This window comes from Paucibacter sp. TC2R-5, from assembly GCF_025717605.1.
Taxonomy (GTDB): Bacteria; Pseudomonadota; Gammaproteobacteria; order Burkholderiales; family Burkholderiaceae_C; genus Paucibacter_A; species Paucibacter_A albus.
In genome coordinates this window covers 66,556-92,444 of sequence record NZ_JAJIRQ010000008.1, presented here as the reverse complement: position 1 = coordinate 92,444, position 25,889 = coordinate 66,556, and the positions used below count along the sequence as shown (strand labels likewise).

Annotated in this window: 23 protein-coding genes; 18 read left to right on the top strand and 5 right to left on the bottom strand. The window is 60.9% G+C overall.

Annotated features, from left to right (window positions below):
- Positions 1-6: 6 nt before the first annotated feature.
- From nuoI to LNV08_RS18045, 12 genes are all read left to right on the top strand, one after another.
- Positions 7-492 (top strand): NADH-quinone oxidoreductase subunit NuoI, encoded by a 486-nt coding sequence (gene nuoI, locus LNV08_RS18100; protein WP_263535144.1) that lies wholly within the window; start codon positions 7-9, stop codon positions 490-492.
- A 62-nt stretch (positions 493-554) separates the two neighbouring features.
- Positions 555-1,202, top strand: coding sequence for an NADH-quinone oxidoreductase subunit J (locus LNV08_RS18095; protein WP_263535143.1), 648 nt, complete (start codon positions 555-557; stop codon positions 1,200-1,202).
- Positions 1,202-1,510, top strand: coding sequence for an NADH-quinone oxidoreductase subunit NuoK (gene nuoK, locus LNV08_RS18090; protein WP_263535337.1), 309 nt, complete (start codon positions 1,202-1,204; stop codon positions 1,508-1,510). The genes LNV08_RS18095 and nuoK overlap by 1 nt, the downstream gene beginning before the upstream one ends.
- Positions 1,511-1,517: 7 nt before the next feature.
- Positions 1,518-3,569 carry an NADH-quinone oxidoreductase subunit L gene (gene nuoL, locus LNV08_RS18085; RefSeq protein WP_263535142.1) on the top strand — a complete coding sequence of 684 codons (2,052 nt, stop codon included), beginning with the start codon at positions 1,518-1,520 and terminating at the stop codon, positions 3,567-3,569.
- Between the two features lie 17 nt (positions 3,570-3,586).
- Complete coding sequence (locus tag LNV08_RS18080) at positions 3,587-5,065, top strand: NADH-quinone oxidoreductase subunit M (protein ID WP_263535141.1); 1,479 nt, start codon at positions 3,587-3,589, stop codon at positions 5,063-5,065.
- Positions 5,066-5,084: 19 nt separating this feature from the next.
- Positions 5,085-6,566 carry an NADH-quinone oxidoreductase subunit NuoN gene (nuoN, locus tag LNV08_RS18075; protein ID WP_263535140.1) on the top strand — a complete coding sequence of 494 codons (1,482 nt, stop codon included), beginning with the start codon at positions 5,085-5,087 and terminating at the stop codon, positions 6,564-6,566.
- A 20-nt stretch (positions 6,567-6,586) separates the two neighbouring features.
- On the top strand, positions 6,587-6,895 hold the full coding sequence (locus tag LNV08_RS18070) for a DUF2818 family protein (protein ID WP_263535139.1): 309 nt from the start codon (positions 6,587-6,589) through the stop codon (positions 6,893-6,895).
- Complete coding sequence (locus LNV08_RS18065; protein WP_263535138.1) at positions 6,885-7,490, top strand: NUDIX domain-containing protein; 606 nt, start codon at positions 6,885-6,887, stop codon at positions 7,488-7,490. Before LNV08_RS18070 ends, LNV08_RS18065 begins: the two co-directional genes overlap by 11 nt.
- A gap of 6 nt (positions 7,491-7,496) precedes the next feature.
- Positions 7,497-7,982, top strand: a complete 486-nt coding sequence (locus LNV08_RS18060; RefSeq protein WP_263535137.1) for a DUF1178 family protein — start codon at positions 7,497-7,499, stop codon at positions 7,980-7,982.
- 122 nt (positions 7,983-8,104) lie between these two features.
- Positions 8,105-9,301, top strand: coding sequence for an efflux RND transporter periplasmic adaptor subunit (locus LNV08_RS18055; protein ID WP_263535136.1), 1,197 nt, complete (start codon positions 8,105-8,107; stop codon positions 9,299-9,301).
- A gap of 3 nt (positions 9,302-9,304) precedes the next feature.
- On the top strand, positions 9,305-12,526 hold the full coding sequence (locus LNV08_RS18050) for an efflux RND transporter permease subunit (protein WP_263535135.1): 3,222 nt from the start codon (positions 9,305-9,307) through the stop codon (positions 12,524-12,526).
- 113 nt (positions 12,527-12,639) lie between these two features.
- Positions 12,640-14,703, top strand: coding sequence for an alpha/beta hydrolase family protein (locus tag LNV08_RS18045; RefSeq protein ID WP_263535134.1), 2,064 nt, complete (start codon positions 12,640-12,642; stop codon positions 14,701-14,703).
- 13 nt (positions 14,704-14,716) lie between these two features.
- Here the strand turns inward: LNV08_RS18045 and LNV08_RS18040 are convergent, their stop codons facing one another.
- Complete coding sequence (locus LNV08_RS18040) at positions 14,717-16,129, bottom strand: FAD-binding oxidoreductase (RefSeq protein ID WP_263535133.1); 1,413 nt, start codon at positions 16,127-16,129, stop codon at positions 14,717-14,719.
- On the bottom strand, positions 16,113-16,550 hold the full coding sequence (locus LNV08_RS18035) for a DUF2069 domain-containing protein (protein ID WP_263535132.1): 438 nt from the start codon (positions 16,548-16,550) through the stop codon (positions 16,113-16,115). Before LNV08_RS18035 ends, LNV08_RS18040 begins: the two co-directional genes overlap by 17 nt.
- An 18-nt stretch (positions 16,551-16,568) precedes the next feature.
- Here LNV08_RS18035 and LNV08_RS18030 point away from each other — a divergent pair, with 18 nt between their 5' ends.
- Entirely contained in the window at positions 16,569-17,804 is a 1,236-nt protein-coding gene (locus LNV08_RS18030; protein WP_263535131.1) for a YihY family inner membrane protein, read from the top strand.
- Here LNV08_RS18030 and LNV08_RS18025 read toward each other — a convergent pair.
- On the bottom strand, positions 17,793-18,374 hold the full coding sequence (locus LNV08_RS18025; RefSeq protein ID WP_263535130.1) for a helix-turn-helix domain-containing protein: 582 nt from the start codon (positions 18,372-18,374) through the stop codon (positions 17,793-17,795). The genes LNV08_RS18030 and LNV08_RS18025 overlap by 12 nt on opposite strands.
- 94 nt (positions 18,375-18,468) lie before the next feature.
- Between LNV08_RS18025 and kbl the strand changes: the two genes are divergently transcribed.
- Complete coding sequence (kbl, locus tag LNV08_RS18020; RefSeq protein WP_263535129.1) at positions 18,469-19,677, top strand: glycine C-acetyltransferase; 1,209 nt, start codon at positions 18,469-18,471, stop codon at positions 19,675-19,677.
- Positions 19,678-19,690: 13 nt separating this feature from the next.
- Entirely contained in the window at positions 19,691-20,644 is a 954-nt protein-coding gene (locus tag LNV08_RS18015; RefSeq protein WP_263535128.1) for an NAD-dependent epimerase/dehydratase family protein, read from the top strand.
- 10 nt (positions 20,645-20,654) lie between these two features.
- On the opposite strand, the gene LNV08_RS18010 is transcribed toward LNV08_RS18015, so the two are convergent.
- Complete coding sequence (locus tag LNV08_RS18010; protein WP_263535127.1) at positions 20,655-21,464, bottom strand: alpha/beta fold hydrolase; 810 nt, start codon at positions 21,462-21,464, stop codon at positions 20,655-20,657.
- Between the two features lie 12 nt (positions 21,465-21,476).
- A complete protein-coding gene (locus LNV08_RS18005) occupies positions 21,477-22,784 on the bottom strand; it encodes an O-acetylhomoserine aminocarboxypropyltransferase (protein ID WP_263535126.1) in 1,308 nt (435 codons plus the stop codon).
- Positions 22,785-22,889: 105 nt separating this feature from the next.
- Between LNV08_RS18005 and LNV08_RS18000 the strand changes: the two genes are divergently transcribed.
- The 3 genes from LNV08_RS18000 (at position 22,890) to LNV08_RS17990 (ending at position 25,790) form a co-directional block, all read left to right on the top strand.
- The gene (locus tag LNV08_RS18000) at positions 22,890-23,360 is read left to right on the top strand and encodes a CBS domain-containing protein (RefSeq protein WP_263535125.1); all 471 of its coding nucleotides are present in this window, start codon (positions 22,890-22,892) and stop codon (positions 23,358-23,360) included.
- A gap of 90 nt (positions 23,361-23,450) precedes the next feature.
- Complete coding sequence (aroC, locus tag LNV08_RS17995) at positions 23,451-24,569, top strand: chorismate synthase (protein ID WP_263535124.1); 1,119 nt, start codon at positions 23,451-23,453, stop codon at positions 24,567-24,569.
- 12 nt (positions 24,570-24,581) lie between these two features.
- Entirely contained in the window at positions 24,582-25,790 is a 1,209-nt protein-coding gene (locus LNV08_RS17990) for an MFS transporter (RefSeq protein WP_263535123.1), read from the top strand.
- The last annotated feature ends 99 nt before the right edge of the window (positions 25,791-25,889 follow it).

The following is a 25,889-nucleotide window of genomic DNA, read 5'->3' as shown; positions in this document are numbered from 1 at the left end:
CGCCCCATGTCTGCAGTTAGCTTCATCAAGAGCTTTATGCTCATCGAGCTGTTCAAGGGCCTGGCCCTGACCGGCCGGCATTTCCTATCTCGCAATATCACGGTTCAGTTCCCGGAGGAAAAGACGCCGCTGTCGCCTCGCTTCCGTGGCCTGCACGCGCTGCGCCGCTATGAGAATGGCGAAGAGCGCTGCATCGCTTGCAAGCTCTGCGAAGCGGTCTGCCCGGCGATGGCGATCACGATTGAGTCGGAAGTTAGGGACGACGGCTCGCGCCGCACCAGCCGTTACGACATCGACCTGACCAAGTGCATCTTCTGTGGCTTCTGCGAAGAGAGCTGCCCGGTCGACTCGATTGTCGAAACCAGCATTTTTGAATACCACGGCGAAAAACGTGGCGATCTGTACTTCACCAAGGACATGCTCTTGGCCGTCGGCGATCGTTTCGAGCCCGAGATCGCTGCCCAAAAGGAGGCCGATGCCAAGTACCGCTGAACGAAGTGGGCATGACCGGACCGGTCTAGCCTGACTCGCAAAGCCTGCTTGCAGGAATACGCATGGACATCACAACCGTATTGTTTTATCTCTTCTCGGCCGTCTTGCTCGGCGCTTCGTTCCGTGTGATCACGGCGCGCAGTACCGTGCACGCAGCCTTGTTTTTGATCTTGGCCTTTTTCACTGCTTCTTGTATTTGGATGCTGCTGAAAGCCGAGTTCCTCGCCATTGCGCTGGTGCTGGTCTATATCGGCGCGGTCATGGTGCTGTTCCTGTTCGTTGTGATGATGTTGGACATCAATTCGGACGGTGTACGCAACGGCTTTTGGAAGCATTTGCCACTTGGAGGCTTTGTCGGCGCGGTGATCGCGTTGGAGATGGCAGCGATCCTTATGGGGGGCTTCCGTTTGAGCAGCGCGCCAGAGTTGAGCGCGGCTGAATTGCAGATGGGCAACACCAAGGTGCTCGGCATTGCGATCTACTCGCAGTATCTGTATCCGCTTGAGATCGCAGCCGTGCTGCTGTTGGTCGCCATCATTGCGGCCATCGCCCTGACATTGCGCAGTCGTAAGGACGCACGCACGCAGATTCCGTCAGAACAAGTCAAGGTCAAGAAGGCCGACCGACTGCGCATCATCAAGGTCGCCCCCACGGTTGACGTGGTCGCAGCACCCGTCGAAGCGGCGGCCGAGCAAGGAGCCAAATCATGATGACATTGACGCTGGGCCATTTTCTGACGCTGGGGGCGATGTTGTTCGCCATCGCCGTCGTGGGCATCTTCATGAACCGGAAGAACCTGATCGTGCTCCTGATGGCGATCGAGCTGATGCTTCTGGCGGTGAATATGAACTTTGTGGCCTTTTCTCACTACCTCGGTGATATCGCGGGTCAGGTCTTTGTGTTCTTCATTCTGACCGTGGCGGCAGCCGAGTCGGCGATAGGCTTGGCCATTCTCGTCGTGCTGTTCCGCAATCGCGCCACCATCAATGTCGAAGAGCTCGACGCGCTGAAGGGCTGACCGCCATATGTCTGCACAACTCTCACAGAACATGCTGCTGGCGGTGCCACTGGCGCCCCTGGCCGGTGCCGTGGTCGCGGGCCTTTTCGGCAAACAGGTCGGCCGAGCCGGCGCTCACACCGTCACCATTCTGGGCGTCTTGATCGCCTTCATCCTTTCGGTGATGACCCTGAATGCGGTGGTCAACGAAGGCGCGCGCTTCAACCAGACCATTTACGAGTGGATGGTGATAGGCGGGCTGAAGATGGAGGTCGGCTTCCTGGTTGACGGCCTGACCGCGATGATGATGTGCGTGGTGACCTTTGTGTCGCTGATGGTGCATATCTACACCATCGGCTATATGTCGGAAGACCCGGGCTATCAGCGCTTCTTCAGCTACATCTCCTTGTTCACCTTCAGCATGTTGATGCTGGTGATGAGCAACAATATGTTGCAGCTTTTCTTCGGCTGGGAGGCCGTGGGTCTGGTCAGTTACTTGTTGATCGGCTTCTGGTACACCAAGCCGACGGCGATCTTTGCCAATATGAAGGCCTTTTTGGTCAACCGAGTCGGTGACTTCGGCTTCATTCTGGGCATTGGCCTGCTGGTCGCGCACAGCGGTTCCTTGAACTACGGTGAAGTGTTCGCCAAGGCGGACGATTTGGCCAAAATCGGCTTCAACGCGCCTTTGTGGGGCAGCGACTGGATGATGTTGTCGGTCGCCTGCATCTGCTTGTTCATCGGCGCCATGGGCAAGAGCGCGCAGTTCCCGCTGCATGTCTGGCTGCCTGATTCGATGGAAGGCCCGACGCCAATTTCCGCGCTGATCCATGCCGCCACGATGGTGACGGCCGGCATCTTTATGGTGGCGCGCATGAGCCCGCTGTTCGAGTTGTCCGACACTGCTTTGAATTTCGTGCTGATCATCGGCGCCATCACGGCCTTGTTCATGGGCTTCCTGGGCATCATTCAGAATGACATCAAGCGCGTGGTCGCTTACTCGACCTTGTCGCAGCTGGGCTATATGACGGTGGCTTTGGGTGCCTCGGCCTATTCGGTGGCGGTCTTCCACTTGATGACCCATGCCTTCTTCAAGGCGCTGCTATTCCTCGGCGCCGGCTCAGTGATCATCGGTATGCACCACGACCAGGACATCCGCAATATGGGTGGGCTGCGCAAGTACATGCCTATCACCTGGATCACGTCCTTGCTGGGCTCCTTGGCGCTGATCGGCACGCCGCTGTTCGCCGGTTTCTACTCCAAGGACAGCATCATCGAGGCGGTGCACGCCAGCCATCTGCCGGCCGCACCTTACGCCTATGCGGCCGTCATCATCGGTGTGTTCGTAACCGCCTTCTACTCATTCCGCATGTATTTCCTGGTCTTCCACGGCAAGGAAAACTTCCGCCACAAGCCTTTCCCAGGCGAGCATGATCACCATGATGACCACGGTCACCATGAGCCGCATGTCCCACACGAGTCGCCATGGGTGGTGACTGCGCCGTTAGTCCTGCTGGCGATCCCGTCGGTGGTGATCGGCTATTTGGCGATACAGCCCATGCTGTTCGGTGATTTCTTCAAGGATGCGATCTTCGTCAACCACGAGATTCATCACGCGATGGAAGAACTGGCTCACGAATTCCATGGCGCGGCAGCGATGGCCATGCATGGCCTGAGTACCCTGCCGTTCTGGCTGGCTCTGGGCGGTGTCGTCACAGCCTATGTGTTCTATATGGTTGCACCCGGCATACCGAAGGCGATTGGCCGCGTTTTGTCACCGATCGTCAATGTGCTGGAAAACAAGTACTACCTCGACTGGTTCAATGAGAACGTATTGGCCAAGGCCGCGCGCGGTTTGGGCTTGGCCTTCTGGAAGGGCGGCGATGGCGCGTTGATTGATGGTGTGTTGATCAACGGCTCGGCCCGCACGGTGGGTCGGCTCGCAGCTGTGGTTCGTTTGGTGCAGACCGGTCATTTGTACTGGTATGCCTTGGTGATGATTCTGGGCGTGCTCGGCTTGATGACGTGGCAGCTGTGGCCGTTTATATGGCCCCAATTCAAGACCCTGGCTGGTCTTTGATCAAGGGCGGAGATCTTATGTTGCTTAGTCTTGCCATTTTTCTACCCATCGCCAGCGGCCTGCTCTTGCTCGCCCTGGGCCGTGACGACCAAGTCAAGATGGTGCGTTGGTTCGCCTTGCTCGCCGCCCTGGCTTGCTTCGCCGTCACGCTGCCTTTGATCAGCGGCTTTGACAATACGACCGCTGCCATGCAGTTTGTCGAAAACCAGCCCTGGATCGAGCGCTTCAATGTGCGCTACCACCTGGGCGTGGACGGTATCTCGATGTGGTTTGTGCCACTCACGGCTTTCATCACGGTCATCGTGGTGATTGCTGCTTGGGAAGTCATCGAGTCGCGCGTCAATCAATACATGGGCTCCTTCCTGGTTCTGTCGGGCCTGATGATTGGCGTGTTCGCGGCATTGGACGGCTTGCTGTTCTATGTTTTCTTTGAAGCAACGCTGATCCCGATGTACATCATCATCGGCGTCTGGGGCGGCCCTAAGCGCGTCTATGCGGCGTTCAAGTTTTTCTTGTACACGCTGGCCGGCTCCTTGCTGATGCTGATCGCGCTGCTGTATTTGTACTTCCAGTCGGGCGGGTCCTTCGACATCCTGACCTGGCACAAGTTGCCGCTGACCGGCGGGGCGCAAACGCTGTTGTTCTTTGCCTTCTTGGCTGCCTTCTCGGTCAAGGTGCCGATGTGGCCGGTGCATACCTGGTTGCCTGACGCCCACGTTGAGGCGCCCACCGGCGGCTCGGTCGTGCTGGCGGCCATCATGCTCAAGCTTGGTGCTTACGGTTTCCTGCGGCTCTCAATGCCTATCGCTCCGGACGCCGCCCATCAATGGTCCTGGTTGATCATTGCGATGTCCTTGATCGGCGTGGTCTATATCGGCCTGGTCGCGCTGGTGCAGCAAGACATGAAAAAGCTGGTCGCCTATTCCTCGATCGCGCACATGGGCTTTGTGACCCTGGGCTTCTTCATCTTTAACCAACTTGGCGTGGCTGGTGGCTTGGTGCAGATGATTTCGCACGGTTTCGTATCGGGCGCGATGTTCTTGTCGATCGGCGTGCTTTATGACCGTGTCCATTCCCGCGAAATCTCCAGTTATGGCGGCGTTGTGAACACCATGCCCAAGTTCGCCGCATTCGCGCTGTTCTTCGCCATGGCCAATTGCGGCCTACCCGCCACGGCAGGTTTCGTCGGCGAGTGGATGGTGATTCTGGGCGCGGTGCAGTACAGCTTCTGGATCGGCGCGATTGCCGCAACCGCCTTGATTTTTGGCGCAGCCTACTCGCTGTGGATGTACAAGCGCGTGTATTTCGGCCCTGTCACCAATGACAACGTCAAGAACCTGCAAGACCTCAATGCACGTGAGTTCCTGATGATGGCGGTGCTGGCCATTGCCGTGCTGTGGATGGGTCTCTATCCAAAACCATTTACCGATGTGATGCAGGTATCAGTGACCGAGTTGCTCAAGCATGTGGCAACTTCCAAGCTGATCCCCGGTTGATTCTTAGGGCCACTGACAAATGACTAATATGAACTGGCTCGCGGTTTACCCCGAAATTGCACTGCTGCTGATGGCTTGTGCCATCGCCATGCTGGACTTGTTTGTGAAGGATCCTGCCCGCCGTCCGACCTACTGGTTGACGCAGCTGACCCTGGCTGTTGTGGCCGGTGTGCATTGGGTCTACTTCCAAGACGGTCAAACCGTCTACGCCATGCAAGGCATGGTGGTGTCCGATCCGATGGGGCATTTGCTGGCCTTCTTCGCCTGCATTGCGACCATCGTGACGCTGGTCTATGCCCGGCCCTATGCGGCCTCCCGGGAGTTGCTCAAGGGCGAGTTGTTCAGCCTGAGCTTGTTCTCGCTGCTGGGCATATGCGTGATGCTGTCGGCCAATAATTTCCTGGTCATCTATTTGGGCCTGGAGCTGATGAGTCTGTCGCTTTACGCGCTGGTGGCTCTGCGTCGCGACCATTTGCTCTCGACAGAAGCTGCGATGAAGTACTTCGTGCTGGGCGCTTTGGCCAGCGGCTTCTTGCTCTACGGTTTGTCGATGATGTATGGCGCGACCGGCTCGCTGTCTATCCCGCAGGTCTTCGATGTGATCAGCACCGGTGTGCCTAACAAGTCAGTCTTGATCTTCGGCACCGTATTTGTTGTCGCCGGTCTGGCCTTCAAACTTGGCGCTGCACCGTTCCATATGTGGGTCCCCGACGTCTATCAAGGCTCACCCACGGCGGTCACTCTGCTCATCGCTGCGGCGCCCAAGCTGGCGGCATTCGCCATCACCATCCGTCTACTGGTGGAAGGCATGATGGGCTTGGCTGTTGATTGGCAGCAAATGTTGATCGTCCTGGCCTTGACCTCACTCTTCGTTGGTAACTTCGTTGCCATTGCGCAGACCAACCTGAAGCGCATGCTGGCTTATTCGACCATCGCTCAAATGGGCTTTATGTTGCTGGGCCTCGCGTCCGGGGTCGTCAACGACAACACCTTGTCGGCAGCCAATGCCTACAGCTCGGCCATGTATTACGTCATCGTTTATGCGATGACCACGCTGGGCACTTTCGGCATGATCTTGCTGCTCTCGCGGCAAGGCCATGAAGCCGAGGAGATCAGCGATTTGGCCGGTCTGGCCAAGCGCAGCCCTTGGTACGCCACTGTGATGACGATCTTCATGCTGTCGCTCGCCGGTGTGCCGCCGACGGCAGGGTTCTATGCCAAATTGGCAGTTTTGCAGGCCTTGGTTGGCACCAATGTGATGGGCTACACGGCCTTGGCCGTGGTTGCGGTCGCCGTCTCCTTGATCGGTGCTTACTACTACCTGCGAGTGATCAAGGTGATGTTCTTCGATGAGCCCACCGATAGCGCGCCCCTGACTGCGCCGAGCGATGTACGCATGGTGATGTCTTTGAACGGTGCCGCCGTGCTGGTGTTTGGTATTTTGCCGGGCGGCTTGATGGCGCTTTGTGCCACCGCAATCGTCAAAACCTTGGCGACCTGAGTTCGCGACGCAGACGCACAATGGATTCAGAAGCAGCCGTCTGGCTGGTCTTGCTCACCGCCGCCGTCGCGGCCAATTTACCCTATTTCAGCCACCGGCTGTTGTTGGTGGGGCCTGTGCGACGGCCCAAGGCCGTCGGCTGGCGGCTGGCCGAGTTGGCGATTTTAGCTTGTCTGACCTTGGCGCTGGGCTTTGCCCTGGAGGCCAGGATTGGTCAGCGCCACCCGCAGGGTTGGGAGTTTTACGGCGCCGCAATCTGCCTTTTTATCACGCTGGGCTTTCCTGGCTTTGTCTGGTGCTATCTGCGCCGAGGCCGGCATGAAGCCTGAGAGCGGCAGTAGCGAAGACGCACATCTGCGCGAACATTGCCTGCAATCTGCCGCGGTCTACGAGGGCAGTTTCCTCAAGGTCAAGCGCGATATCGTGCGCCTGCCCGACGGTGGGGAGGCAAGTCGAGAGTACATCGTCCACCCTGGCGCGGTGATGATCGTGCCGATTCTTGATGATGGACGCTTGCTGCTTGAGCGCCAGTACCGCTACCCGATGGGCCGCGTCATGCTGGAGTTCCCCGCCGGCAAGCTGGACGCGGGAGAAGCTGCGCTGCATTGCGCGCAGCGTGAGCTATTGGAAGAGACCGGCTATAGCGCTCGCGAATGGGCACACGCCGGGGTCTTGCACAACGCGATCGCTTACTCGGACGAGGGCATTGAGATTTTCTTTGCCAAAGGCCTGACGGCCGGCCAGCGTTCGCTGGATGTTGGCGAGTTCTTGGACATCGTCACGCACAGCACGGCAGAGCTCGACGCCTTCGCCGCGGCTGGCTCTATGACTGACGCCAAAACCCTGATTGGCCTGCTGTGGCTAACGCGCTGGCAGAGCGGTCAGTGGGCGCTTGATTGGCGGCCTGCGCAAGCGAGTGTTTAGTCTGCAATGTTGGTTCTGAACCTCAGATGTGGCCATCATCATGGCTTCGAAGGTTGGTTCGCCTCGGCTGCGGACTTTGAGTCACAACTGCAGCGCGGCTTGATCAGCTGCCCGATCTGCGCTGACATCCATATTTCGCGCATGCCCAGCGCACCGCATCTCAATGTCTCGCACTTGCGGGGCGGACCGGCCGTGCCCATCACGCCGCAAGCCTCGACTGCACCGGCCGGCGTGGCCAAGCCCGAGTTGCCTGGCCATGTGAACGCCCGCATGCACGACCATCTGCTCTCAGCCGTCGCCGCTGTGCTCGCCAACACCGAAGATGTTGGAGATCGCTTCGTTGAAGAAGCGCGCCGTATCCATTACGGCGAGACCGAAGCCCACGGCATCCGTGGGCAAGCCAGCGCCACTGAGGTGGCCGAATTGGTCGAGGAGGGCATTGCTGTCATGCCCCTGTTGCTACCGGCGGCCTTGAAAGGCCCGATTCAGTAAGCAGCCTCTAGGCTGTAGGGCGGGCTTTCTGTCCATGACGAACGGATGCGTCCAAGTTGTCGTTTATGCTGGCGCGCTGCTTTCCTTGATTCCAATCAACATATCTTTTCGGAGTCCGTCAGATGACGCGTCCATTCCAGAACGCCTTGCGCGCCTTGCCTGCCTTGCTCACCCTTGTCCTTGCACTGGGCCTCAGCGCTTGCGGTAAAGACAGCGGCAAGAAGGACAGCTCCGCAGACGCCGCCAAGTCAAGCATTGCCTTGCTGCTGGCCCCGGAAGATCAGATCACCATGAGCTTGGCAGATTTTTCTTCCGGCCCGGTGATCACCGGCTCCATTCAGCCCGAGAAGCGTGCCGATCTGCGCGCCGAGGTGTCGGCTGTAGTGCTGCAGGTGCTCAAGGAAAATGGTGAATTGGTCAAACGAGGAGATCTGCTCGCGCGCCTGGACGACAGCTCTATTCGCGAGCAACTCACCTCGGCCGATGAATCCGCCCGGGTGGCCGCACAGTCCTTCGAGCAGGCCGAGCGCCAGTATCAGCGCTTGAAGACCTTGCAGGCCCAGGGCATGAGTTCACTCCAAGCCACCGAAGATGCAGAGCAGCGGCGCAATAACGCTCAGGGTGATCAGGTCGCGGCCAAAGCCAGGGCGGCGCAGGCGCGCCAGCAATTGCAGCGCACCGAAGTGCGCGCGCCGTTTGACGGCATTCTCAGTGAGCGCAAGGTTTCGGCCGGTGACACGGCCCTGGTGGGCAAAGAGTTATTCAAGGTCATAGACCCGCGCAGCATGCGTTTTGAAGGGCTGGTATCGGCCGACCGCATGAGCGATTTGAAGCCAGGTCAAACGGTCAGTTTCAGCGTCAACGGACTGGACGAAAAGAACTTCAGCGGCAAGATCCGCCGCATCGAGGCGGCCGCCAATGCAACCACTCGGCAATTGGAAGTGCTGGTGGATTTCGCGCCCGGCAGCGCGCCTAAAGTGGCCGGCTTGTATGCAGAAGGCCGCGTCGAAACAGGCAGCGTCAGTAGCCTGATGTTGCCCGATAGCGCGTTGTTGCGCGCGGGTGATGAGGCCTTCGTTTGGGTGATCAACGGCGAGGTGTTGAAGAAGACGCCTATCAAGCTCGGAGAGCGCGATGCCAGGCGCGGCGAGTTTGTCGTTCTGAGTGGCTTGAAGGCAGGCGAGCGCATCTTGCGCAAGCCCGGCTCCAATTTGCAAGACGGGCAGAAGATCAAACAGGTGGCTTCGCCCCAGGCCAGCGTACCCGCAGCGGCGGCCGCCGCTGCCAGTGCCGCGCGCGCCGCCTCAGCAGGGAAGTAAGCCATGTTTCTTTCCGATTTCAGCATCAAGAAGCCGATCGCCACGATCGTCATCATCATCTCGCTGATGTGCCTGGGACTGCTGGCACTCAAGAAGCTGAAGGTCAACCAGATCCCGGACGTGCAAGAGCCGGTGCTGGTGGTCGGCATCGCCTATCCTGGCGCCTCGCCCGAGACGGTCGAGCGTGAGGTGATCAACCGCATTGAGAAATCAATGCAGAGCATCTCGGGTGTTGACCGCGTGCGCTCTACAGCGTCTGAAGGTTATGCCCAGATCGTCCTGATCTTTAACTTCAACAAGAACTTGATCGAAGCCTCGGACGAGGTGCGTAACGCGATCGATACCGTGCGCTACAAGCTGCCGACCGAAATCCGCGAACCGGTGGTGGAGCGCAATGACCCGGCGGCTGAGCCCATCATGCAGCTGGCACTTTCCAGCAGCAAGCAAAGTCACGCGGAAATTTCACGCATCGCCGAAGACCAGTTGGCCGACAAATTCCGCGGCATTCCCGGTGTGGCCGTCGTGACTGTCAACGGCGGCCTCAAGCGTGAGCTCAGCGTGCTGCTGCATGCCGAAAAGCTGCGCGAGAACAATGTCTCGGTGACCGAGGTGGTGGCGGCCTTACGCAATCAGAACAGCACCGCGCCTGTGGGCAAGGTGCGCGGCACCTTGGAAGATCAAAGCATTCGCTTGATCGGACGCCTCGAGTCGCCGGCCGACTTCAAGCAAATCGTGGTCAAACGCCGCGGCAACGAGTTGGTGCGCCTGTCGCAGGTCGCCAGCATCGAGGATGGCTTTGCCGAAATCAGCCGCGTCAGCCTGCGCAATGGCAACCCCAATGTCGGCATCGCGGTGACCCGCTCGAAAGATGCCTCCACGGTCACGGTGGCCAACAAGGTTCGCAAGCTGGTTGAGGAGATCAACAAAACCTTGCCCGAAGGCGCCAAGCTCGAGGTCACGCAGGACGGCGGCAAGGACGCGCAGAACAGCCTCAACAACGTGATCGAGTCTCTGGTCTTGGGGGCGGGCCTGACGATTTTCGTCGTCTATGTTTTCTTGAATTCGTGGCGCTCGACGCTGATCACCGCCTTGGCGCTGCCGACCTCGGTGATCGCTGCCTTCATCGCGGTTTGGCTGGCCGGCTTCACCCTGAACTTCATGAGTTTGCTGGGCTTGTCGCTGGCCATCGGGGTCTTGATTGATGATGCCATCGTGGTGCGCGAGAACATCGTGCGCCATATGGAGCGCGGCTCGGACCGGCGCACCGCTGCACTTGAGGGCACAGCCGAGATTGGCTTGGCCGTCGCGTCGACCACCTTCGCCATCGTTGCGGTCTTCATCCCCGTGGCCTTTATGCCGGGCGTGTCGGGCGAATGGTTCCGGCCCTTTGCCTTGACCGTCGTCGCGTCGGTGATGGTCAGCTTGTTCATCTCGTTCACGCTCGACCCAATGATGTCGGCCTACTGGGGCGACCCACCGAACCATCATTTGGCGCCCAAGAACGCGCTTGGCCGCCTACTGGCTCGTTTCAATGACTGGTTTGATCATCAAACCGAGCGTTATGGACATGTGATTGCCTGGGCTTTGCATCACCGCATCTGGATGGCCGTGTTTGCGGTGCTGAGCTTGGTCGGCGCCTTGGCGCTGCAAGTCAAATTCGGTGGTTCCAGTTTCTTGCCCGTCACCGATTCCGGCATGGTGGCGGTTGAGGTTCGCACGCCAGCGAGCGCCAGCCTGGAGTATTCGCGTCTGAAGCTGGAGGCTGCGGCCCAATTGGCGCGGGCTATGCCCGAGACGGTCGCGACCAACTCCAATGTCAACGTCGGCGGTGGGCGCATCTATGTGGACATCGGCAAGAGCAACCAGCGCAAGCGTTCAGCCACCGAGGTGGCCAACGAACTGCGCGAAAAGGTCAAGAGCCTGGTCGGCGCGGAGTATGCCGTGTCCGATGACCTGAATGGTGGCGGACGCAAGCCGGTGCAGATCCGTTTCACCGGCACCGACTCGCGCAAACTGCTGGACATCACCAATGCTTTCATGGAACAGATGCGTGGCATCAAGGGCGCGGTCGATGTGGGGCTGTCTGAGCAGGACCCGCAAGACGAATTGCAGATCGAGTTGAACCGTGGTTTGGCCAACACGCTGGGTATCTCGGTGACCGATGCGGCGCAGGCATTGCGAGTCTCCTTTGCCGGCGTTGAGGTGGGTGACTGGGTTGACCCGGCCGGGGAGACCCGCGATGTGGCGGTGCGTCTGCACCCGGACGACCGAGTTGACGCTAGCAATATCGAGCGCTTGCCGATTGCCGTCAGCGGCAGCAATGTGATGGTGCCCCTCGAACAAATCGCCAAGGTCACCATGGGCAAGGGCCCGAGCAAGATCCAGCATGCCGACGGCAAGCGCACGATCGCGGTGGCCGCCAATGTGCAGGGCCGCTCACCCGGCGAAGTGACGGCCGATGCCGTCAAAATTGCCAAGGCGATCAACTTTCCGCCCGGCTATGGCCTGGAGCTGGAAGGCGACTCGCGCCAGCAAGAAGTGGTGTTCACCGAGATGGGCATTGCTTTGGTGTCGGGCATTGGCCTGATGTATCTGGTGCTGGTGATGCAGTTCGGCAGCTTCACAGCGCCGCTGGCGGTGATGTTGTCGCTGCCGCTGTCGCTGATCGGTGTGGTGCTGGCCTTGCTGCTGAGCAAGAGCACCTTGAACTTGATGAGCTTCATCGGCGTCATCATGCTGATGGGCTTGGTGGCCAAGAATGCGATTTTGTTGCTGGACGCCGCGCGTCAGTTGGAGTCCGAGGGCATGGACCGCGAAGATGCCTTGATGACCGCCGGCCGCAAGCGCCTGCGGCCGATTCTGATGACCACCTTTGCCCTGATTGCCGGTATGTTGCCGGTCGCGATTGGCCTGGGTGAGGGCAGCGAGTTCTACCGGCCTATGGCGGTGGCCATTATTGGCGGCACCATCACCTCGACCTTGCTCACCTTGCTGGTGATCCCGACCTTCTACGACAGCATTGAAATCGCACGCGACCGCATGTTTGCGAAATTCCAGCGCAGATCGGCGCGCTGGAACGGCTTGGTCGCGTTTGTGATGACGTTTGTCGAGGCCATCCTGACGCTGATGTTTGTGCGCTTTGTCTGGCGCATGCTGGGCAAGCTGGTGGCGCTGATTCGCCGCAAGCCCGTCAAAGCGGCGGCGGAAGCTTCGCTTGGGCAATAAGTAGCCAAGCCGCCCAGGGCTTTGCCCTAGGGCTTGCCCCAGGGTGTTGCCGGTTCTGATCCGCTTACAGTCCGCCCCACATTGAGCGATCACAGCTCGGGAGGACGATAAGAATGAGCCTTTTCAGAGTCGGCCAGCGCGTGCTGGCGATGGCTTCGCTATGGGTGGCCTGTGGCCTGGCCGGAGCCAATCCGAGCCAGGGCTTGCCGCCCATAGAGGATTTTTTTCGTCTACCCATGTACCGCGGCGGGGTGCTCTCGCCGGACGGCCGTTTGATGGCCATCGTCACCTCGCCCGAGGGGCGCCGTACCCAACTGGCGGTTGTCAATTTGCATGATTTCTCGGCCTCCAAGGCCGTGATCGGCCTCGGGGATACCGACATCAACCGGGTCTTCTGGGTCAATAACAAGCGCCTGGTGTTTGACGTAGCGCAGCTGCAGGAGGCGAGCGAAAAGCCGGTCGCCCAAGGTCTGTGGGCCATCGATGTGGACGGCGAAAATCTCAAGCAATTGGTCAACGCCGAGAGCAGCCGCCCCAGCGTCAACGCGGACGGTATCGCGGCGCTGAAGAACTCGCTGTTCAAGGAGCGCCGCGAGGAGTTGCTGCCTTGGACCTGGCATCTGCACCGAGTGCTGGAGGATGGCAGTGATGATGTCATCATTGAAGAGAGTCGCTACAACGGGCTGGGCGAATTCACCTCGGCCGTGTTGGCACGGCTGGATACACGCAACGGCCGCAAGAGTTCGGTGTTGGATAACGCGCCGCCCCATGTCTACACCTGGCTGGTCGACAAGACCGGGCGCCCGGTGGCAGCCACGGCGATTGACAAGGATCGCTACGCGATGTACTTGCCCTCGGCCGATGCTCGCAACTGGATCCTGTGGCGAGAGGACGAACGGTTCAACAGCAGTCTGCCCAGCTGGTACGAGGCTGGCCCACGCGGCCAGCTCTACCTGGTCGGCAACCCAAGCCAGCCCACAGGCACCCAAGCCTTGCTGCGCATGGATACGGCCAAGCCCGAGGCGGCGCTGCAGGATGTGATGAACATCAAGGGCTATGACTTCAGCGGTGAGCTGGTGTTTGATGAAAAGACCGGCCGCCTGCTGGGGATTCACTATGAAGGGGAGTCTAGGGACAGCGTCTGGTTTGATGCGCAGATGAAGGTGCTGCAGGCCGCGGTCGACAAGGCGCTGCCCGCCACCGTCAACCAAATCGACTGCCGCGACTGCCTGAACGCCAAACTGGTCTTGGTCAAGTCCAGCTCCGACCGTCAGCCGACTATCTTCAGCAGCTTCCAGCCCGACAGCTTGACCCTCAAGCCCTTGCTGTCCGCGCGCCCTTGGATCAAGCCGCAGGAGATGGCCAGGCGTGAGCCTATGCGCATCAGCGCACGCGATGGTTTGAGTCTGCCCCTGGTTGTGACTCGCCCCAAGAGCATGCCCACCGGCGCCAATAGCAAGGCAATGCTGCCGACCGTGCTGCTCGTGCATGGTGGCCCCTATGTGCGAGGCAATCATTGGGAATGGAGTGCCGAGGCGCAGTTCCTGGCCTCGCGTGGCTACTTGGTGATAGAGCCCGATTTCCGCGGCAGCAGCGGCTATGGGACTGCACATAGTCGGGCCGGATGGAAGCAATGGGGCCTTGCCATGCAGGATGACTTGGCCGATGCGGTGCAGTGGGCGATCAAGAGCGGATCGGCTGACCCCAATCGCATTTGCATTGCCGGCGCCAGTTATGGCGGTTATGCGGCCATGATGGGCTTGATCAAACAGCCCGAGTTGTTCCGCTGCGGCATCAACTGGGTCGGCGTGTCGGATTTGAAGCTGCTATTCAGCTCGCTCAATAGCGATGCCAGCGAACTCGGCCGCAGTTATGACTTGGTCAATTTGATCGGACACCCGGACGCGGACAGCGAGCGCTTGGATGCCACCTCGCCGCTGAAGCAAGCTGCCCGCCTCAAACGTCCGCTGCTGATGGCATATGGTGCTTTGGACCGCCGCGTGCCGATGGAGCATGGCCTGCGCATGCGCGACGCTTTGGCGGCCGCCGGACACAAAAGCGTCGAATGGGTGCTCTATCCAGAGGAACGCCATGGCTGGCGGGCGATGGAAACAAACAAGGACTTCTGGGGCCGGGTCGAGCGATTTTTGCAGCAACACATCGGCATGCCTCCCTGAGCATCGCCTTAGCTCAAAGCATACGGCCCGGATTCATCAAGCCCTTGGGGTCGAGGGCTTTTTTGATGGCGTGCATCATGTGCAAGGCGACCGGGTCTTTGCGTGCGGCCAGTTCTGCGCGCTTCAATTGGCCTATGCCATGTTCGGCCGAAAATGAGCCGCCATGTGCGGCTACTGCGTCATAGACGATTTGCTTGATGGCCACTTCATGCTGGCTCAAAAAATCCTTGGCCGGCACGCCCTCTGGCGCTTGCACGTTGTAGTGCAGATTGCCGTCGCCGAGATGGCCAAAGTTGACCAGACGAACCCCGGCAAAAACCGCCTTCAAGGTCGTGTCGGTGCCGGACACAAAACTCGGGATTGCCGAGACAGGCAGGGCGATGTCGTGCTTGACGTTCAGCCCTTCTTGCGCCTGAGCGAGCGGTATCGACTCGCGCAAATGCCACATCGCCTGCGATTGCGCCTGGCTGGCAGCCACCGCCGCGTCGCTGATCACACCGGCCTGCAAGGCGGCCTCCAGCAAGCTTTCGAACATGGCGCTGGCATGGGCTTCACTTTCGGTGTCTGACAGCTCCAGCAAGACCGTCCAGGGACTGAGGGCCAAGGACTGCTGCAGTTGCGGGAAATGTTTTTTCACCAAGCCCAGCGACACCGCATTCATCACTTCAAAGCCACTCAGGCTTGCGCCGGCGCGGCTTTGCGCCAGGACCAGCAATTGCACGGCCGCGTCCAATGAGTCGCATGCCGCCAGCGCCGTCGTTTGCGCCTTGGGGCGGGGGTAGAGCTTCAGGGTGGCGGCGGTGATCACGCCCAGCGTGCCTTCGCTGCCGACAAAAAGGTGGCGCAGGTCGTAGCCGGTATTGTCTTTGCGTAGGCCTGACAAACCGTTCCAGATATCCCCGTCGGCTGTCACTACTTCAAGCCCTAGGCACAAATCACGTGCGTTGCCGTAACGCAATACCTGCGTGCCCCCGGCGTTGCTGGCGAGGTTGCCGCCTATCGTGCAGGAGCCCTCCGAAGCCAGGCTCAAGGGGAAGAGCAGGCCTTGTTCTGCGGCTGCGTCCTGCACCACTTGCAGCACACAGCCGGCGTCGACCGTCATGGTCAGATTGGCAGCGTCTATGGCCCGCACTTGCTTCATGCGGCACAAACTGAGCAGCAGTTGCTCGCCAGACGCATCGGGCGTCGAGCCACCTACCAAGCCGGTGTTGCCGCCTTGCGGCACCAGGCCGACCCCGTAGGCCGCGCAGAGCTTGACGACGGCGGCCACTTGGGCCGTGTCGGCCGGTCTGGCAACCGCCAGCGCGCGACCTTCATAGCGGCGGCGCCAGTCCTGCTCGTAATTGCTGAGGTCGCCCTCGCACAGCAAACCGGCCTCGCCAAGGACGCCGCGCAACGCTTGCAGAAATTCAGCTTGGCTGGGCATTGGCCGCTGCGGTGTGGGCTTTGGCCGCAGCCAGGCGCAGCCTGACCTGCATTGCGCAAGCGACAAAGATCAATACGCTCAAGAGCACCTCGGCAATGGCCAGCCACATGCCTATGCCGCTTTCACTGGCGGCGCGCACCGCACCCTCGGCAAAGTAGAGCCAGATCATCAAGCTGAGCCAGCGGAAGGTGTAGAGCCGGTAGCGCCACAAACCCGCCATGGGCACCAGCAAAGGCAGGGCCTTGATGGCCAGGGTGCCCCGGCCGGTCGGCGCCAACCAGAGCTCCCAGGCTACGCTCAAGAGAAAAAGGGCGATCAAGGCCGCGAGTGCCAGGTTGCGGGAAAACGCTTCGCGCGAGCTGGCTTGGGTGCGCAGCGGCTCAGCCGGGGAGGGCGGATTCTGGGAGTGAGAGGCAGACATGCTGGCATCATAGCCAGCATGCGCAATCTCTCCACTGAAAAGCTCGACCTGAAGAGCTGGCTTCGACTGCTGATTTCGACCCTCAATCGCTGGCCTTGGCGGCAGACCGTGCAAAGCCTGCGGCTGCGTTTTCGGGAGGGGCATCTGGGTCTCACCGCCGGGAGCTTGACCTTCACCACCTTGATTTCCTTGGTGCCGCTGTTGACGGTGATGCTGGCCTTGTTCACGGCCTTTCCGATCTTCGCATCCTTTCAAGCGGCCTTGGAGCAGTACTTCGTCAAGAGCTTGATTCCGGCCAATATTGCCAAGCCCGTCTTGGGCGCCTTGACCCAGTTCGCGTCCAAGGCGAACCGGCTCGGCGCCGTCGGCCTGGTCTTCTTGGGCTTTTCTGCGCTGGCCTTGATGCTGACCATAGATCGCACCTTGAACTCGATCTGGCGCGTGCAGCGGCCCAGGCCCATGGCGCAGCGCGTCTTGGTCTACTGGGCTAGCTTGACCCTGGGGCCATTGCTGCTGGGCGGGAGCTTGGCACTCACCAGTTATGCCGTGACCACGGGGCATGATTACTTCACCACACTGCCCTTCAGTGTCGGTGTGATGTTCAATGCCATCGAGTTGTTGGTGATGGCTTGCGGCGTGGCCGCGCTGTTTCATTACGTGCCCAACACGGTGGTGCGTTGGCGCCATGCCTTGGCCGGCGGTGTGTTTGTAGCCTTGGGTTTTAACTTGGCCAAGAGCGTGCTGGCCTGGTATTTCAAGTCGGTGCCGACCTTCTCAACGCTTTACGGCGCTTTTGCGACCGTGCCAATTTTTCTGGTCTGGCTCTATTCGGGTTGGGTGATCGTTTTATTGGGCGCCTTGCTGGCCGCCAATGCGCCCAGCTTGAGCAGCGGCATGTTGCGTCGCCCCGATGTGCCCGGCTTGAGCCTGGAGTTGAGCTTGGGTGTCTTGCGCGAGTTGCGCCTGAGCCAGCAACTCGGCGAGGGTGGCGCCAGCAGCTTGGGGCTGGCGCGACGATTGCGCATTGACCCGCTGCAGCTGGAACCGGTGCTGGATCAGCTGGGCGATCTCGACCTGATTGCCCGGCTCGAAGAAAGCGGCGCCCAGCGCTTGGTGCTTTTGGTGGTGCCGGAGCAGACGCCGGCGGCGCCCTTGTTGAATGCCTGCCTGGCGCAGCGTTCAACCGCCTTGGCGCCGCTATGGCAGCGCAGCGATTGGGAAAAAATCAGTCTGGCCCATCTCTTAGGGGTGTAGCACCACCAACAAGGCCACCGCCGCTTCGGTGGCTGATTTATTGCGAATCGAGTGTGGCCCGTCCACCGCATAACGGGCAGTTTCCCCGCCAAGCAAGTTCTGGCTGCTGCCGCCGGCGCTGATCTCCAGGCTGCCGCTGAGCACGCTCAAGTGCTCACGCGAGCCTGGCTCATGGGCGGCCGAGTCCAAGGCGCCGCCCGGCTCTATCGTCAGCTGATACCACTCGAACTGACCCGCCAGGTCAATCGGACCCAGGATGCGAAGCTGGCACAGCCCGTCCGGGCTGCTCATGCTCGGAATCGAATGTGCGGCGACCCGCTCGATCGCCGGAGCTGCCGGCCGTTCGCCTCCCAAAAGTTCGGACATCTCGACCCGCAATGCATTCGCCAGCCGCCAGACCACGGCGACGGTCGGGTTGGCCTGGTTACGTTCGATCTGCGACAGCATCGACTTGCTGACACCCGCGCGGCGGGATAGCTCGTCCAGCGACAAACCCTGCGCCTGACGTAAAGCCTGCAAAGTAGCGCCGACTTTGGGCGGCTCTAGACTGTCTATGGTGGGTGCGGACATACTTGACCTCGGATCAGTAATCTTGGATACTGCACGTTGGTTCGATATATCGAACAACGTCCAATTTAACGAATTGTGCATCAGGAGACCTTCAATGAACAATGCCGCTGACTTCTATGCCCACCTGAACACCGAGCTGGAGGGCATTCGCGCCGCCGGCCTGTACAAGAGCGAGCGCGTCATCACCGGTCCGCAAGGTTCACTGGTGCACACCGCAGATGGCCGCGAGGTGATCAATCTCTGTGCCAACAACTATCTCGGCCTGTCCTCCCACCCGCAGGTGATTGAGGCCGCCCACGAAGCTTTGCGCACCCATGGCTACGGGCTCTCGTCGGTGCGCTTCATCTGCGGCACGCAAGACCTGCACAAGACCTTGGAGCAACGCCTGGCGCGCTTCCTGGGCACCGAGGACACCATTCTTTACGCGGCCGCTTTTGATGCCAATGGCGGCCTGTTCGAGCCGCTGCTGGGCGAGCAAGACGCCATCATCAGCGACGAGCTGAACCATGCGTCCATTATCGACGGCATCCGCCTGTGCAAGGCCAAGCGCTTTCGCTACAAGCACAACGATATGGCCGACCTGGAGCGTTGCCTGATCGAAGCCAAAGAAGCCGGTGCGCGCTTCACCCTGGTCTTCACCGACGGTGTGTTCTCGATGGACGGCACGATTGCCCAGCTCGACAAGATCCGCGAGATCACCGACCGCTACGGCGCGCTCTTGGGCATTGACGAATGCCATGCCAGCGGCTTTGTCGGCAAGACTGGCCGCGGCACGCATGAATACCGCGATGTGTTCGGCAAGATAGACATCATCACCGGTACCTTGGGCAAGGCTTTGGGTGGCGCCTCGGGCGGCTTCACCACCGGCCGGCGCGAGGTGATTGAGTTGCTGCGCCAGCGTTCGCGCCCCTATCTGTTCTCTAACACGGTGGCGCCCAGCATCGTCGGCGCCTCGATTGCCGTGCTTGATCTGCTGGAAGGCTCGACCGCGCTGCGCGACAAGCTCGAAGCCAACACCGCTTACTTCCGCGAGGCCATCCAGGCAGCCGGTTTCGAGATCAAGCCGGGCACCCATCCGATCGTGCCCATCATGGTGCACGACGCGGTGCTGGCGCAAAAGCTCAGTGCACGGATCTTGGAGTTAGGCATCTACGCCGTTGGTTTCTTCTTCCCCGTCGTGCCCAAGGGTCAGGCGCGCATCCGCGTGCAGGTGTCGGCCGGGCATTCGCGCGAGCAACTGGAGCAAGCGGTTGCCGCCTTCACCCAAGCCGGCCTTGAGCTGGGTCTGATCAAAACCGCCTGAATAAGCAATTTCAATGAGCACCACCAAGATTCTGATCATCGGCGCCAACGGCCAAATCGGCTCCGAGCTGGCCCAGGAACTGGCGCTGCGCCACGGCGACGCCAACATCATCACCAGCGATCTGGCGCCCGAAGGCCGCGTGCCTCAGCTGACGCATGAAATGCTGGACGTGACCGATGCGGCGGCGCTGGCCACCGTGGTCAAGCGCCACAGCATCACGCAGATCTATCACCTGGCCGCAGCCCTGTCTGCGACCGGCGAGAAGCACCCAATGTGGGCCTGGGACCTGAACATGAAGGGACTGCTGAATGTGCTGGAGCTGGCGCGCACGCAAAAGCTGGACCGCATCTTCTGGCCCAGCTCGATCGCCGCGTTCGGCCCGTCGACGCCGGCGCTGGATACACCGCAGACCACGGTGATGGACCCCACCACCATCTACGGCATCTCCAAGCTGGCGGGCGAGCGCTGGTGCGCCTGGTATCACAAGAATCACGGCGTCGATGTGCGCAGCCTGCGTTACCCCGGCCTGATCAGCTACAAGACCCCCCCGGGCGGCGGCACCACCGACTACGCGATCGAGATCTTTCACTCAGCGCTGAAGACCGGCAAGTACAGCTGTTTCCTGGAACAGGGTCAGGGCTTGCCGATGATGTATATGGCCGACTCCTTGCGGGCGACGATCGAGTTGATGGAAGCGCCGGCAGAAAACATCAAGCAGCGCGGCAGCTACAACCTGGCCGGCGTCAGCTTCACGCCGGCCGAGATTGCGGCCGAGATCGCGCTGCAGATTCCGGGCTTCGAGATCAGCTATGCGCCGGACTTCCGCCAAGCGATTGCCGCCAGCTGGCCGCAGCGCATCGACGACAGCGAGGCCGTGCGCGACTGGGGCTGGCAGCTCAAGTACGACCTGCGCGCGATGACGACCGACATGCTCAAAGAGCTGCGGCCGATATTGGGCTTGGCCTAATTCCTAGTGCCTATGCCTTCAGCGCGACGCGCAGTGCTGCCAGCAAGGCATCCGGCACTTCGCTCATCAAGGAGTGGCCAGCGGGCAGCATGACGGTCTTGGCGCTAGGCAGTGCTTCGGCCAGCGTCTTGCTCTGCTTGGGCGCCGTCATCTGGTCGCGCGCGCCCAGGATCAAGGTGCTGGGTGCTTTCACTTTGGCTGCCGCTTCCAAGCCGCCGCTGTAGGCATCGCAAAGCCTGAAGTCATGCTCGAACAGATTGACCTCTGTTTGCCGGCCCTGGATGCGGCGCTTGAGTGCCATTTCGCCGCCTTGCAGCCAAGCGCCCGGCCCCGGGTAAGACGGCTTGCTGGCCCAGCTCGAGAAGGAGAATTGATTGACCATGGCGATCGCCTTGTCGGGCTGCGCTGCCGCCGTGTTCAGCAAGGCTTCCGAGACCTTCATCGGATAGGCCGTGGCCAGCAGCGCCAGATGGCTGGCTCGCGCAGGCTGGCGGGCCGCTGCCTCCAGCGCAATCAGCGAGCCCATGCTGTGGCCGACCAGCGCCGCCTTTTGCGGAACGCCAGCGGCGTCAAGCAAGGCCCAGACCCAATCGGCCAAGTCGGCAATGCTGTTCAAGACCGGCCCGGCGCTGCGCCCATGGCCGGGCAGATCGACCGCTAACACCGCATGCCCACGGTGGGCGAACCAGCGTGCCAGCAAGGTCCAGACGCTGTGGTCATTGAGCGCACCGTGAATAAAGACGATGGCGGGCAGGGCGGGGTCCAGCGGCTTGCCGCCGGTATAGGCAAAGGCTTCAAAGCCATTGACGATCAATTTCATGCTGTTTTGCTCCTAGGCCTTGGCTGCGATTTTCAGCGCGCGTTTCAAGTCGGCGATCAAATCGTCAGCATCTTCCAAGCCAATCGAGAGGCGAATGCTGCCCGGCGCAATACCGGCCAGCGCCAAGGCTGCGTCATCCATCCGGCTGTGCGTGGTCGATGCCGGATGTATCACCAGCGAGCGGCAGTCTCCAACATTGGCCAGGTGGGAGAAGATCTGCAGTGCCTCGATGAAGGCTCGGCCCTGGGCACGCGTGCCCTTCAGATCAAAGCTGAACACCGAGCCGCAGCCGCGCGGCAGCAGGCGCTGCGCTAAGGCGTGGCTGGCGTGGCTGGACAAGCCGGGAAAGCCGACCCGCTCGACCATCTCGTTAGCATCCAGGAACTCGGCGATCCTCTGTGCGTTCTGTACATGACGCTGCATGCGAAGAGACAAGGTCTCGATGCCCTGCAGAATCAACCAGGCCGTGTGCGGGCTCATGCAAGCGCCAAAGTCGCGCAGGCCCTCGCGGCGGGCGCGCAGTAAAAAGGCGCCGACGGTGCTTTCCTCGGCAAATACCATGTCATGAAAACCGGCATAGGGCTCGCACAGTTCCGGGAATAGGCCATGTTTGTCGTGAGCGGCCTGCCAGTCGAAGGCGCCGCTGTCGACCAGCACGCCGCCAACCACGGTGCCGTGACCCGATAAGAACTTGGTCGCGGAGTGATAGACCAGATCGGCACCATGCTCGAACGGCCGCATCAAGTAGGGCGTGGTCAACGTCGAATCGACCAGCAAGGGCAGGCCGGCGTCGTGGGCAATTGACGCGATGGTCGGAATGTCCAGCACATCCAGGCCGGGGTTGCCCAGCGTCTCGCCGAACAGCAGCTTGGTATTGGGTCGGATTGCCTCGCGCCAGCCCGCAATGTCACCGGGTCTCACAAACGTGGTTTCGATGCCGAAGCGGCGCAGCGTGTAGTGCAGCAGATTGTGCGAACCACCGTAGAGCGCGCCGGACGAGACGATGTGCGAGCCCGCGCCCGCCAGCGTGGCGATGGCCAGATGCAGCGCCGCTTGGCCGCTGGCCGTGGCGATCGCGCCCACGCCGCCCTCAAGCGCAGCGACCCGTTCCTCGAACACGGCGGTGGTCGGGTTCGACAGCCGCGAATAGACATGGCCGGCCCGCTCCATATTGAACAGCGAGGCGGCATGCTCGGCGTTCTCGAATACAAACGAGGTGCTCAGGTGCAGCGGCGTCACGCGTGCGCCAGTGCTTGGGTCGGGTGCGGCCCCGGCGTGTAGCGCCAAGGTGTCAAAAGCAGGGGCTGCATAGCCTGACATGGTGTCTCCCAGGTGTTAGTTGGGCGCATTGTGTGCTATGTTTCTAGTCAGTAAAAAATTTGGGTTTGAGCCATATCGGCGACCCACTCATTCAGGAGTCAGCGCATGAAAGTCGTCGATATTTTGCGGGTCAAAGGTGGCACGCTGTTCACTGTGACGCCAGAGGAAGCTCTGTCGCAGGCGGTGACTACCATGGCCGAGCGCGATATGGGCTCCTTGGTGGTGATGGAGCATGGCGATCTGGTCGGCATGCTGACCTTCCGCGAGGTCATCGCAGCAGTCGTCAAGAACGGCGGTTCGGTTGGCACCTTGCGGGTGCGCGGCGTGATGGACGACCATCCGCTGACCTGCACGCCGGAGACCGAAATCGACGAAGTGCGCCGCATGATGCTGGGGCGCCATGCCCGTTATATGCCGGTCCTGAACGGCAAGACCTTGCAAGGCGTGATCTCGTTTTATGACGTTGCCAAGGCCGTGGTCGACGGCCAGGACTTTGAGAACCGCATGCTCAAGGCCTATATCCGCGATTGGCCGCTCGAAGACAACCCCGAGAGCGCGGGCGAATCCAAGTTGTGATTCGTTGAGATTCTTGAAGAAGCGGCCTTCGGGCCGCTTTTTGTTTGGCGGCCGATAGAATCCATCCGCCCCCAGCTAAACAGGTTCCCCATGTCAGGCAGTACTTTCGGCGAGTTGTTCCGTGTCACCAATTTCGGCGAAAGCCATGGCCCCGCGATTGGCTGCGTGATCGACGGTTGCCCACCGGGCTTGCCTCTGAGCGAGGCCGATATCCAGCCCGAGCTGGATCGCCGCCGCCCAGGCACCTCGCGCCACGTTACCCAGCGCAATGAGCCCGACGCGGTCGAAATCTTGTCCGGTCTCTATGAAGGCCTGACCACCGGCACGCCGATCTGCCTTTTGATCAAGAACCAGGATCAGCGCAGCAAGGACTACGGCAATATCCTCGACACCTTCCGCCCCGGACACGCCGACTACAGCTACTGGCGCAAATACGGTCTGCGTGACCCGCGCGGCGGCGGCCGCAGTTCGGCCCGCCTCACAGCCCCCATGGTCGGCGCCGGGGCCGTGGCACGCAAATGGCTGAAAGAAAAATACGGTTGCGAGTTCCGCGGCTGCATGACGCAGCTGGGTGAGCTGGAGATCCCCTTCGAGGGATGGCAGCATGTGGGCAACAACCCCTTCTTTGCCGCCAATGCGAGCAAGATTGAAGAGCTCGAAGCCTATATGGACGCGCTGCGCAAGTCCGGCGACTCGGTCGGCGCGCGCATCCGCGTGGAGGCCACCGGCGTGCCCGTGGGCCTGGGCGAGCCGCTGTTCGACAAGCTTGATGCGGACATCGCTTATGCCTTGATGGGCATCAACGCGGTCAAGGGCGTCGAAATCGGTGCGGGTTTTGGCGTCGTCGCACAGCGCGGCAGCGAGCATGGCGATGAGCTAACACCGTTAGGCTTTGCCTCGAACAACTCCGGCGGCATGTTGGGCGGCATCTCGACCGGCCAGGACATCGTTGCCTCGCTCGCGATCAAGCCGACCAGCTCGATTCGCACGCCCAAGGCTTCGATCAACCGGGCCGGTGAGGTGTCATCGGTCGAAACCTTTGGCCGCCACGACCCTTGCGTCGGCATCCGTGCCACGCCAATCGCCGAAGCGATGCTGGCCCTGGTCTTGATGGATCACGTCTTGCGCCACCGTGCGCAATGCGGCGATGTGGTCTTGCCTATCGAAGCCATCGCGGCTTCTAGCATTCCATCTCAAGCCCAAAGCTGATGCCCCAACTCCATGCCTGAAGCCGCAGCGTCCAAACGCACGCTGGCGGCTTGCAGCGCGCTATCTTGTGCCTACTTCGCAGCCATCGGCGGCTTCAACCCTTACGCGCCACTTTGGTACAAGGAACTGGGTCTGCCGGTGGTAGCGATCGGCTTGCTGGTCTCTTTGGCCAGTTGGACCCGGCTGTTTGCGCCCTATGCCTGGGGAGCCTTGGCCGACCGGCATGGGCAGCGTACCAAGATCATCCGTTGGGCCGCCTTGGCCAGCTTTTGTGCGGGCTTGGGTTTTCTTGTGCCTGCGCCTTGGGCCTCGGTGACAACGCTGGCCGCCGCCACCTTTTTGATGTTCACCTTCAACGCGGCCATCGTGCCGCTGATGGAAACCTTGGTCGCGGCGCAGTTGATGACGGCCGAGGGCGGCATGGATGCGCGCCGTTATGGCCAGGTACGGGTCTGGGGTTCGGTCGGTTTCTTGGCCACCGTCTTGTTGGCCGGTTGGTGGTTTGAGCATTTCGGAATGCAGGCTTTCGCCATCACCACCTTGGTCTTGCTGGGACTGGTGGTGGTGATGGCATGGCGCTTGCCCGAGCAGCCGGAGCAGCCTCATTCGGCGCATGCGCCCAGCCCGCCTATTGCAGAGGTGATGCGCCGCCCTGAGGTGCGCTGGTTCTTTGCCGGCGTGTTCTTGACCGTGCTGGCACACACCGCGCTCTACACCTTCTTCAGCCTCTACCTGGATTCGCTCGGCTACGGCAAGCAGATCGTTGGGCTCTTGTGGGCCGCATCGGTGGTGGTGGAGATTGCCTGGTTTGCCTTGCAGGGCAGGGTGATGGAGCGCGGCAGCCTGCATCATTGGCTGATCGCGGCAGCGCTGGCGACGGCCTTGCGCTTTGGCGTGACCGGTGCTTTTGCCGGCAGCTTGTGGGTCTTGTTCTTGGCCCAATGTCTGCATGCGATCACCTTCGCCGCCCAGCACACCGCCTGCATCGCCCTGGTAACGCGCTATTTCCCCGGCCAATTGCGCGGCCGCGGCCAAGCCTTGTACACCGTCCTGGGCTATGGTTGCTCGGGCGTTTTGGGCAGCTTGGCCGGCGCCTGGCTGGTGTCCTACACCGGCTATGCAGCGGTGTTCGGCGTGGCGGCGGTGGCGGCCTTGGCGAGCGCTGTTTGCTGTTGGCGCAGCTTGGTCTGGGATAGACGGCAGAACGCATTCATCAGATGATCGCTGCCGAGTGCAGATCGTGCCCTGAATTCTGCAACTCGTCACGATGACCATCGCAGGGCCCTGGCCCAGTCCCTACACTGCGGCCACTTCGGCAAT

Excerpts from the sequence above, each read along its gene's own strand:
- nuoI (WP_263535144.1), top strand. The coding sequence starts at position 7 with ATGTCTGCAGTTAGCTTCATCAAGAGCTTTATGCTCATCGAGCTGTTC.
- LNV08_RS18095 (WP_263535143.1), top strand. The coding sequence starts at position 555 with ATGGACATCACAACCGTATTGTTTTATCTCTTCTCGGCCGTCTTGCTC.
- nuoK (WP_263535337.1), top strand. The coding sequence starts at position 1,202 with ATGACATTGACGCTGGGCCATTTTCTGACGCTGGGGGCGATGTTGTTC.
- nuoL (WP_263535142.1), top strand. The coding sequence starts at position 1,518 with ATGTCTGCACAACTCTCACAGAACATGCTGCTGGCGGTGCCACTGGCG.
- LNV08_RS18080 (WP_263535141.1), top strand. The coding sequence starts at position 3,587 with ATGTTGCTTAGTCTTGCCATTTTTCTACCCATCGCCAGCGGCCTGCTC.
- nuoN (WP_263535140.1), top strand. The coding sequence starts at position 5,085 with ATGACTAATATGAACTGGCTCGCGGTTTACCCCGAAATTGCACTGCTG.
- LNV08_RS18070 (WP_263535139.1), top strand. The coding sequence starts at position 6,587 with ATGGATTCAGAAGCAGCCGTCTGGCTGGTCTTGCTCACCGCCGCCGTC.
- LNV08_RS18065 (WP_263535138.1), top strand. The coding sequence starts at position 6,885 with ATGAAGCCTGAGAGCGGCAGTAGCGAAGACGCACATCTGCGCGAACAT.
- LNV08_RS18060 (WP_263535137.1), top strand. The coding sequence starts at position 7,497 with ATGTTGGTTCTGAACCTCAGATGTGGCCATCATCATGGCTTCGAAGGT.
- LNV08_RS18055 (WP_263535136.1), top strand. The coding sequence starts at position 8,105 with ATGACGCGTCCATTCCAGAACGCCTTGCGCGCCTTGCCTGCCTTGCTC.
- LNV08_RS18050 (WP_263535135.1), top strand. The coding sequence starts at position 9,305 with ATGTTTCTTTCCGATTTCAGCATCAAGAAGCCGATCGCCACGATCGTC.
- LNV08_RS18045 (WP_263535134.1), top strand. The coding sequence starts at position 12,640 with ATGAGCCTTTTCAGAGTCGGCCAGCGCGTGCTGGCGATGGCTTCGCTA.
- LNV08_RS18040 (WP_263535133.1), bottom strand. The coding sequence starts at position 16,129 with ATGCCCAGCCAAGCTGAATTTCTGCAAGCGTTGCGCGGCGTCCTTGGC.
- LNV08_RS18035 (WP_263535132.1), bottom strand. The coding sequence starts at position 16,550 with ATGTCTGCCTCTCACTCCCAGAATCCGCCCTCCCCGGCTGAGCCGCTG.
- LNV08_RS18030 (WP_263535131.1), top strand. The coding sequence starts at position 16,569 with ATGCGCAATCTCTCCACTGAAAAGCTCGACCTGAAGAGCTGGCTTCGA.
- LNV08_RS18025 (WP_263535130.1), bottom strand. The coding sequence starts at position 18,374 with ATGTCCGCACCCACCATAGACAGTCTAGAGCCGCCCAAAGTCGGCGCT.
- kbl (WP_263535129.1), top strand. The coding sequence starts at position 18,469 with ATGAACAATGCCGCTGACTTCTATGCCCACCTGAACACCGAGCTGGAG.
- LNV08_RS18015 (WP_263535128.1), top strand. The coding sequence starts at position 19,691 with ATGAGCACCACCAAGATTCTGATCATCGGCGCCAACGGCCAAATCGGC.
- LNV08_RS18010 (WP_263535127.1), bottom strand. The coding sequence starts at position 21,464 with ATGAAATTGATCGTCAATGGCTTTGAAGCCTTTGCCTATACCGGCGGC.
- LNV08_RS18005 (WP_263535126.1), bottom strand. The coding sequence starts at position 22,784 with ATGTCAGGCTATGCAGCCCCTGCTTTTGACACCTTGGCGCTACACGCC.
- LNV08_RS18000 (WP_263535125.1), top strand. The coding sequence starts at position 22,890 with ATGAAAGTCGTCGATATTTTGCGGGTCAAAGGTGGCACGCTGTTCACT.
- aroC (WP_263535124.1), top strand. The coding sequence starts at position 23,451 with ATGTCAGGCAGTACTTTCGGCGAGTTGTTCCGTGTCACCAATTTCGGC.
- LNV08_RS17990 (WP_263535123.1), top strand. The coding sequence starts at position 24,582 with ATGCCTGAAGCCGCAGCGTCCAAACGCACGCTGGCGGCTTGCAGCGCG.